Origin of the sequence: Scandinavium sp., from assembly GCF_032012665.1 — a bacterium.
In the GTDB taxonomy this organism is placed as follows: Bacteria; Pseudomonadota; Gammaproteobacteria; order Enterobacterales; family Enterobacteriaceae; genus Scandinavium.
On sequence record NZ_DALZVG010000055.1, the window covers coordinates 1 to 3,470 of the forward strand.

General features: G+C 38.6%; 3 protein-coding genes. All 3 read right to left on the reverse strand.

The window, feature by feature from the left end; translation table 11 throughout:
• Positions 1–360 precede the first annotated feature (360 nt).
• Positions 361–981 (reverse strand): hypothetical protein, encoded by a 621-nt coding sequence (locus RTU33_RS21690; protein WP_312630150.1) that lies wholly within the window; start codon positions 979–981, stop codon positions 361–363.
• Between the two features lie 108 nt (positions 982–1,089).
• Entirely contained in the window at positions 1,090–1,857 is a 768-nt protein-coding gene (locus tag RTU33_RS21695; protein ID WP_312630151.1) for a hypothetical protein, read from the reverse strand.
• A partial coding sequence (locus RTU33_RS21700; RefSeq protein ID WP_312630153.1) for a M23 family peptidase occupies positions 1,844–3,470 on the reverse strand: 1,627 nt, incomplete at its 5' end. The genes RTU33_RS21695 and RTU33_RS21700, both read right to left, overlap by 14 nt.

The window sequence follows — 3,470 nt, forward strand, 5'->3', positions numbered from 1 at the left end:
CTTGTCAGGAAAAACTGAAGTTACTGAAAGGTTCGGCCGTTTCAGGTGCCACATTGGGAAGTCTCTTGGTTCAGATGGCAAAGTATCGGATTCTTGTTCTGTAGAATCGTTAAGCACATATCAGGCATGCTTAAACGCAGGCCACCTGACGTTCTCAAACGCCATTCTCCCTGGATTTATTCTTCGCGTAAATGCCCCCCTGATAGAGGATTTACTCACTTAGGTCCATGCCCCCCTATTGTTGGGGAGGAGCATTCCCCTAATCAATGCAATACTTGTAAAATAATATATTTCATGACAGCCCCTAATGATTATTCCAGGTCAATAGCATCAAGGCTCAGCATTGCAATTTTTAAAATTTTAATTTTCATCAAATGAGATGGATTCAAGAAGCCTTAGTGTATTTTTAGATAGATCTTCACCAGTATTCGTTACAGCACTGTTTCCTGAACCACAAAGAGCGTTATTATTGTGAATCAAACAGAAATAAACACTTTCACCAACACTCCCGTCTTTAAATTTAGCCATACTATTGACAGCCATAAACCCATTTGAATTTTTACTTTTCACCTTTACTAATGATAAATGATTAGATGATCCATTTTTCACATATGTTTTATCAGGGACTAGTTTCCAATCTTTGTTTTTATAATCGTAAATAACTTTATTGTCTGAACGGCTAACATTAACACCTTTATTGTTAACTTGCTGATTATCATACCCAGCTTCGAAAGCCTCTCCTGAATATAAACAGCTCCATTCAGATATAGGATATTTTTTCTCAAAATATTCGTCATCAGATAATTTTGGATATTCATAATCACTGAAATGTACATTACATGGTTCAAAGCTAGATGATGAAGAAATATCAGCGTTAGAATCAGACGACAGGTTTCTAATTACTGATGAATTTCCATCGTTAACAACTGATGCAAATGCAGATACCATAGAGAAAGAACTGACACTAAGAAAGAATGACATGCAAACTAATTTCATGAAAATTGTCCCAAGCTTGTATCCTTTCAGGAAAGTACTGTTGGGTATATCGCACAGTAAAATTGAATAAAAACAACAAGAATCCCAAAATCATTAATTCGGATTGATAAGCTCCCCCCCCAACTCATCCAGTGTTTTATCACCCGAAAAAAGCTTTTTGCATTTACTGTCAACCACAGCATCATCTTTATCTCCTGGGAATACAACCTTCATTTTCTTTGCTATATCCCACACACCTGGAAATGAATCAGCAGCACAATCCAAATCGTTTGGTGCAACATATTCTCCATTGACAGATATTTTCCCTAGATATATTGAACCACCAGGGTAAAACAAGTTATTTTCATCTGGCTCAGATGGGGCATTACTCCAAAAACCCTTGCCAGACAAAAGGTTTTTATTCCCATTAAACCTAGAGATTATCGCCTGATATGATCTAAAGTGAGCATCAATCACAACCAATGCCAGAACTAATTTTTTATCAAAATTCACATCTATAACAGAAGAAATTGCATTATTAAAGTATGGAATCGAATGAATGCGGATTGACTGTCCTTTACAACCTATAAGCTCCTTAACATCAAGATATTTATTTCCTGATGCTATAAGCACGCCTACATGATCACTAGTTAGAGAAATACCTCCAGCACCAGAGAGTAATGAATCATTCCAATTTTCTATTTTGCATGAGTAATCCGTATTTAATTTATCATCGTGAACACTTACAGATCCAGCTTTATCCTTATCAAAATGGATACTTACACCATCAGTATCAATTGTGTTGTAATATCCCGCCCAAGAACTAAAAGCAGTAGCACCAAGCATCATAAATAAAAACAAATTGGTTTTAAACTTCATCATCAATCACCTCTTTCGCTTTTTTAGTAGCTATTTTCCTTTCTGCAATCCCTTTATCTGCACCATTTATACCTTTAGTTACTTTCAAAATAATGCTGTCATCATCAGATTCCCCAAATTTGTCCTCATCCATAATTTTGAGAACTTTAGATTTGAAACAGGCTATAAAAAAACCACCCGTATCAATACAGTTATATGCACTCTCTGTCACTTTCTGAGGGTTCTCTATTTTTGGTGGTTTTTTCTTCATGCCGGCTGTATTTTTTTTCTTGTACTCCGGGTCATCCCACCAATATTTATCGAAGTCACTTTTTAACAACCAACCTCGATATACCCAATAGCTTGAATATGTGTCAAGGCCAGTGAGCATTTTAAACCCTCTACCTCTGAATTTTTGTGCATCAACATCTCCACAGTTACCGTTAATCCAGCTATAAGAGCCTGTGATGTACCCTCCACGGGAATTATATTTTTTCCCGGAGAAATAGTTATCTTTCTCGGTTTCAAGAGCTCCGTACCAATGGCCTAGCTCAGTAGCTTCATTAAATGTTGATGCTTCAACAATGACTCCGCCCTTCTGAATACCATCGACAATAATCTGTTGCTGACTGGTTTCTTGCATAGACAATAAATAACCTGATTCTACTGCACCTTGTCCTAAAAAATGACAAATTCTGTTTGCATCAGATAAATTATACTTTCGCATAATTTTATTTATGTCCGCATAGTACTCTGATGTAATATTTTTAATACCTTCAAGTGCATTTTTATTTTTTTTACTAGTATTCGCCGTCATTACTTTTTCAATTACATCACAGCCGAGCCAACTACATGTCCTGAAATGTTCAATAAATGCCTTTGGTTCAAAATGCCACAAGCTTCCGCTACTAAGTGCCCCTGTGTCGAAACACAATGCTTCGGCATGAGCCTTGAATTTTGCATAATCTTCATCCGTCATCGGATCATGCTCTTCACTACCTTTTTTCAGCCATGAAAAGCGGGTGTCGATCGTACTCTTTTCCCACTCGAACGGGAAATGACAGATTAGCTTTACACACTGATTATCATAGTCGCCGTCCTGCTGAAGCTTCTTAATAGCTGCTGAGTTACATTGGCTATTGTTATCACTATCGTCATCAACCATCTGCCAGCCCGTCCAGTGCGGAAAGTCAGCGTCACTAAACTTTTTAATACTGGGATCAGCAAGATTGACCACCCCTGTTCCGCCAGGGTAATTGACCGTCATCCACAGTGGCGCATCTGCTGGCACCAGAGTCTCATGTTCAGTATTGATTACCCGCCCAAAGCGCAGCAGTTCAAACCCGGCACTTGGACTCTGCTTATAATTCCGCATCGCAGTTTTATAGAGATTGTATTCGTAGTCTTTGCCATCAGCATTCACCAGTGGCTCGCCCAGCAGATCATACTTCCCGTCAACCTGCGTATTTTTTTGCCGAGTCACCATCGTACAGTTGCCTTGTGCCAGGGTCATGCTGACATACAGAGGCGCATTACTTCTATAGCGTTCAGAAATACCTGTTGTGGAAGTGCTGTTATCTGCCGGTGCCTTGTCGTAAAACTTTGTCCCTGCTGGCAGATAAAAATGGATATCACCG

What these genes read in the sequence shown, in the direction of transcription:
- RTU33_RS21690 (WP_312630150.1), bottom strand. Translation starts at nt 981, where the DNA reads ATGTCATTCTTTCTTAGTGTCAGTTCTTTCTCTATGGTATCTGCATTT.
- RTU33_RS21695 (WP_312630151.1), bottom strand. Translation starts at nt 1,857, where the DNA reads ATGATGAAGTTTAAAACCAATTTGTTTTTATTTATGATGCTTGGTGCT.